Source organism: Candidatus Sericytochromatia bacterium (assembly GCA_035285325.1).
Lineage (GTDB): Bacteria > Cyanobacteriota > Sericytochromatia > S15B-MN24 > JAQBPE01 > JAYKJB01.
In genome coordinates, this window is record JAYKJB010000060.1 from 1 (window position 1) to 5,466 (window position 5,466).

At 63.3% G+C, this 5,466-nt stretch carries 6 protein-coding genes and 1 tRNA gene; all 7 read right to left on the minus strand.

Annotated features, from left to right (window positions below; genetic code table 11):
* Positions 1-1,314, minus strand: a 1,314-nt coding sequence (locus tag VKP62_07750) for a UDP-N-acetylmuramoyl-L-alanyl-D-glutamate--2,6-diaminopimelate ligase (protein MEB3197085.1), incomplete at its 3' end; no start/stop codon positions are given.
* A gap of 130 nt (positions 1,315-1,444) precedes the next feature.
* Positions 1,445-2,470: a M28 family peptidase gene (locus VKP62_07755; GenBank protein MEB3197086.1), complete on the minus strand. Its 1,026-nt coding sequence runs from the start codon at positions 2,468-2,470 to the stop codon at positions 1,445-1,447.
* Positions 2,471-2,706: 236 nt separating this feature from the next.
* Positions 2,707-3,249 carry a hypothetical protein gene (locus VKP62_07760; GenBank protein MEB3197087.1) on the minus strand — a complete coding sequence of 181 codons (543 nt, stop codon included), beginning with the start codon at positions 3,247-3,249 and terminating at the stop codon, positions 2,707-2,709.
* 341 nt (positions 3,250-3,590) lie between these two features.
* Positions 3,591-3,664 (minus strand) — tRNA-Met (locus tag VKP62_07765).
* A gap of 75 nt (positions 3,665-3,739) precedes the next feature.
* Positions 3,740-4,270: a hypothetical protein gene (locus VKP62_07770; GenBank protein ID MEB3197088.1), complete on the minus strand. Its 531-nt coding sequence runs from the start codon at positions 4,268-4,270 to the stop codon at positions 3,740-3,742.
* Positions 4,271-4,376: 106 nt separating this feature from the next.
* Positions 4,377-5,033 carry a hypothetical protein gene (locus tag VKP62_07775; GenBank protein MEB3197089.1) on the minus strand — a complete coding sequence of 219 codons (657 nt, stop codon included), beginning with the start codon at positions 5,031-5,033 and terminating at the stop codon, positions 4,377-4,379.
* Between the two features lie 304 nt (positions 5,034-5,337).
* The coding region (gene tuf / locus VKP62_07780) for an elongation factor Tu (GenBank protein ID MEB3197090.1) at positions 5,338-5,466 on the minus strand (129 nt) is incomplete at its 5' end.

A 5,466-nucleotide genomic window follows, 5' to 3' on the forward strand; every position in this document is an offset into this window, starting at 1 on the left:
GGCCTGTTTCATTCCGAGCAGAATTTCCTGCGCGATGGCTTCGGCATCTTCCGAACGCGGATTGTCCGAGGTCACGATGGCCTCATCCGCCAAACGCGCCGCCACCTCCCCCATCATCGGGCGCTTGGTGCGGTCGCGGTCGCCGCCGCAGCCAAACACCACGCTGAGCCGCCGCGGCGAAAGCGCCCGCGCCGCTTGCAAGACATTTTCCAGCCCGTCAGGGGTGTGCGCGTAATCTACCCAGACGGTGAAAGGGTGTCCAGGCGGTGTCACCACCTCCACGCGGCCCGGGACCCCGGGAACACGAGCCAGCGCGCTCGCCAACGCAGGCAGCGGGTAACCGAGGGCCAAACCGGTCGCCAACGCAGCCAAAGCATTGTAAACATTGAAGCGCCCCGGAATGGGAACGTGCATCGCGATGGCCTGTCCTTGCCAGTTGACCGTGAAGTGAGAGCCCGCGGACGACGACACGATCTGATCGGCCCAGAGCGAGGCAGCACTTCCGCATTCGAGCCCGTAAGTGACCACCGGGCAGGTTGCGGCCTGGACGAACAGCGGCCCCTGAGGGTCGTCGAGGTTGACCACCGCCACGCGGGGCGCGACCCCGGTCGCATCTGCCGTCATCAGGCGCCGTTTGGTGGCGGCGTACTGCTCCATCGTTCCGTGATAGTCCAGATGGTCCCGCGTCAGGTTCGTAAAGACCGCCACCTGGTACTCACAGGCATACACGCGCGCCTGCTCGATGGCGTGCGAGGAAACCTCCATGGCCACCGCCGCGGCACCCGCGTCGGCCAGTTGTTTCAAGACGCCCTGCAGTTCAGGCGCCTGAGGCGTGGTAAAGCCCGTCACCAAGCGGTGCTCCTTGAACTCCGCACCGAGCGTGCCGATCAACCCCGTCGCCAGACCGGCCTCGTTGAGCAGCGAGCGGATCAGGAAGGTGGTGGTGGTTTTCCCATTGGTTCCGGTCACCCCGATCAACTGGAGACGACGGCTGGGATGTCCTGCCAGATGGGCCGCCAGGCGCGCCATGGCCACCCGTGTGTCCGCCACCGGCCAGCAAGGCAAGGGAACCTCGCCGGCGAACTCAGCAGCCCAGGCGCGGCTGACGATCGCCCCCGTCGCCCCCCCCAAGGCTGCCTGCCCGAGGAACTGGTGGCCGTCTACCCGTGTTCCTGGCATGGCACTGAAAAGGTCACCGTGACGGGCTTGACGGGCGTCATGCACGACCCTTTTGAGCTCCAGCACGTCACCTTGGATGGCAGGTCCGATCGGGTCATCGGAAGCAATCAGCCGCTTCAATTCCTGAATCTGCAAAGGTTCACCCTCCGGTTATCTGGACGCTCCATTGCGCCACGGCCGCTTCACGCGGGGCAGGCAGGATGATACCCCTTTCCAGGCCTTCCAGCCAAGGCGATGGGGACCTGCCGAGGGGCCCCCATCGGCCTCAGAAATGACCGTCAGGATGAAAGTGGCGAGCCCGACCGGGAAACTGGCTGTGCGGGACGGACTGGCGAAGCGGAGGCGGCGGAACCCGCGTCACAAGGTCTGCAAGAACAGCCACCATCAACTGGGTGGTGGAAGTCAAAAAGTCGAGGTTCAAGGTGCTGAAGGTATCCGTTTTGCGATGGTAGTGGGGCGTGGTGTCCCCCCCAACCCATTCCTCGCACATCCCGACAGACGCAAATCCCTGCTGCCGGAAGGCCACGTGGTCCGTGTCGCCCGAACTGGTGCGCACCAGCGGCAGATTGAGACCATGGGAGCGATTCACCATCTGGTAATAATCCCAGAGTTGACCGTCCGGCCGCTCGATTTCCACCGCACCGTCTCGGTCCGCGTCGAAACCGATCATGTCGGCCGTATGGGCGGAGGTCAGGTTCAGACGTTGTTTGCGCAGGTCCTTGGCCAGAGCCTGGCTCCCCACCAAACCCAGTTCTTCTTCATCAAAAAAAGCGAACAACACGTTCACCTTCCGCCCCTGACATTGTCGCATCACGGTCGCCGCCTCGAGCACGGCGGCACTGCCGGACCCATTGTCATCGGCTCCGGCGTTGCGCACGGAATCCAGATGGGCCCCGAGCAAGATCCACTCGTCCGATGGCTCATCGGCCAGCAGGCGCGCCAGCACATTCTCACCATGGTTGCGATAACGATGGGACTCCACCGAGTAACCTTGCGCCTGAAGGGTCTCCGTGATCATCTGGCGTGTCAGGGCGCGCCCCTGCACGGAGCCTCGCTCGGGAATCGTGATGGTGGGCGTGAAGGTGCTGGCCCCACTCAGGACGGACAGACGGGTTCCGAGTCGGTCTCGACTGACCGCCTGTTCCAGCCGCGCAAGCTTGGCCGAAATGCCTACGCCGATAGAGCGCTGAGCCGACGGCGAACGCAGCAGGGGCGCCGTGGTGCAAGCCGACAAGGCCACCACAAGCGCAGATGCCACCCAAGGGAGCAAGACGGAGGACGCGACACGCATTCAGGGAACCTCTCTCTCACAGGCTCCCTGATTAATAACACGTTTCCCCTAAATTAACCAGCCCTTAAACTAGACCCGTCAATTCGCGGATCGCTCTGCTGGTTTCCCATCACGCTCGACGCAGAGGAATTCAGACACCCGAAGGCGTTCGCAGCCGGCGACATCAAAACGTGTGCGGTTCCCCCGAAAAAGGGCTATCGGAGGCGATACGGTCAAGGTCCGACTCAGTCGGGCCGCTACCAGTTGCGCCTCAGCCAGTTCCACACGCCGGGTTGCGAGGCCTTCAAGCTTAACCCAGCGGATGCCAGTTCCTCGCGGGCCTGCCCCAGCGCGGCCAGAGCCCGGTCACGCTCCACTTCCAGCACCCGTTCGTTCAAACGAGAGTCCGCCAGCGTCTGCTCCGACTCGGCCAGCCGGCTCGCCATACGCTGACGCTCGAGTTGCAGGTGTTTGACCTCCGCCTCTAGCTTTCCGATGCGGTAGCCCGCCTGCGCGTAACGTTCGGTCAGTTGGGCATGGGCCTGCAGGGCCTCGGCCATCTTGGCCAACATCGCACTGGGGCTTTGCCCGCTGGAACGGGCGGGCGGTTCCTGAAGCGCCGCAGCGGCCACCGCCCCTTGCTCCCGCGCCGAGGCCACCTCACCTCCAGCAGCAGCCTGGGGGGATGCAGGCGCAGACACCAGTTCAGGGCTGTCCGAGACGGAAGCAGGGGGCGTCAGTTCCTCCTGGGCCTCCTGATCGGGTACGAAGCCGCTGACACGCACCAAGGGCTCACTCACGGCCTCCAATGGCTCCTGATCCCAACCTTGGTCGTGGTGCCCGTCCTTCGTCTTGGCTTTCGTGCGCCAGGATTCATTCAGGGCCCCAAGCCATTGGTGGGCACGTTCTTTCAGGGACAGGGGAGCGCCTGGTTCGGTAGCGACGGTGGCTTGGTGCACGGCAGTCTGTTCCTCAGATTCCCATTCAACCGAATGGGCGGGGCCATCAGGGCCCATGTTGCCGTGGGGACGGTCTGCGTGTCCGTGATTTGCAACGACCTCCTTCCGCGAGGGAAGTCAAAAAAAAACACCCCTCAGCGGGGTGTCACTCAACGCGCCAAAACGAGCACAGAGCTTGGAAGTGGCACTGACTGGACTCGAACCAGTGACACCCCGGGTATGAACCGAGTGCTCTAACCAACTGAGCTACAGTGCCGTCGCTGCCCAATGATATCAGACGAGCCGCCCACGTCAAGCAGCGACAGGTGCCGGGTGTGCTGTCAGCAGCGTTTCAGCCCGAACCCGGGAGAAAGTCCGTCCCCCCCGTCGCGCCCTCCCGGCCGGTGATCCGCTTGAGCAAGCCGAACAGCATACGAACGGTCTCCTGCCCCTCTGCGATCTTGGCCTGTAACTCGCCCGCCTTCGGATGCGCCTTGGGAATGCGGGCCAGGACCTTTCGACGCTCTTGCAACAGGCGCAGCTGGTAGGCACGCTCATCCGACACGACCTTGTACATGAAGGCCGGGTCTTGCATCTGAGGAATCTTGAAATCGCCTCGGGCAAAATCACGCGCCATCGCGAGTCTCCGCGGCGAAAGCTGTGATTCGGGAGGTCCTGCGCTGCCCAGTTCAGCCGTGGAGGGCTGCTTGTTCAACTCCTGCGTGTTGCCTGGCCCAGCGGTCGAAAGAAACGCATCCTTGGCCAGCGAGGCGGAAGAAGAGCGCCGGGGACGCGGGGCATCTGCCTTGCTGCCCGAGAGAACAGCCGCATCGACCGCGTCCTTGAGTTTTTCAAAGAGTCCCTTCTGCTTCTCGGATGCCACGAGGCCCCCCTGGAACGCACGGCCAAGCCTCTTGTACCCTCGACGCATGAAAAAACCGCCACGGACACGTGGCGGCCAGGTTTTCAGCGCGAAACGACGGAGTCAGCTACGGTCTGCTGTTATAAAACGCCAGGGCGTATTTGGTCAGAGGGCCCAGAACACTGTCCACCTGCAGGGGGCTGATACCGCTGTCGCGAGCGACCTTACCGGCATCAGAGGCCAGCCAGTTGTTGAACTTTTCCTGGAACGCCCGGGTTTCAGCCGGAGTCGTCGGCACCGAGACCGGAGCGGGCTTGGGCACCACCGGCGAAGCTGGGGCGGTGACGCGAGGCGCTTCGGGCGTCCCGGGAGCAGGTGCCGCTGGCGCGGTCCCGTTCGGGGCAATCCACTCGGCCACATCGCGACGGGCCTCCTTCTGGGCTTCATCAACGGCCTCAACGCCTCGACTCACGCCCTCCCGCACGGTCCTGGCCCCGGTTTCAAGGGCTTCTTCCGTCGCATCGACGGCGCGATCGACGCCGCGTTTCGTGGCGTCGTAAGCCTGCTTGGCACCCTGGTCGATGGGGTAGTCCAGCACCACGTTGGCCGCATCTGACACCGACTTGGCGGCCGCCTTGGTGGTTTCCGTCGCCACCTTGACGGAATCTTGAACGGTCTTGTTCTGGGCCAGGTCACGCACGATGAAGTAGGGGCCCGTGATGGGATTGGCATACTTCAACACGTTCCAGGCGGACTCCGCCATCCCTCGCAACGTCAAAGCCATGGGAACCATCCTCCTCAGCGAGACACCGTGACTTGGTGCCTATCTCACATCGTTCGTGCCGGGCCTCGGACTCGACTATTCATTACCTACCCGAGGAACAACCCTCTGCTTGTTCTTATCGCGTCTCCATAGAGAAAAGATGCGTTAATTTTGAGGGAATTTCTTAAATTTTGAGGCGTCAGACCCAAAAGGAATTGGACAAGCATCCGGCGGCACCCGCAGGCGCGGTGACCGTCACGATCGCATCGCAACAGAAACGCCCCCCGGAGGGTTCCGGGGGGCGAACGTCCTCGAAGGGACGGCGTTAGACCTTGATGGAGGCCACGACGCCAGCACCCACCGTGCGGCCGCCCTCGCGGATCGCGAAGCGCATGCCCTGCTCGATGGCCACCGGCGTGATCAGCTCGATCTCCATCTGGATGTTGTCGCCGGG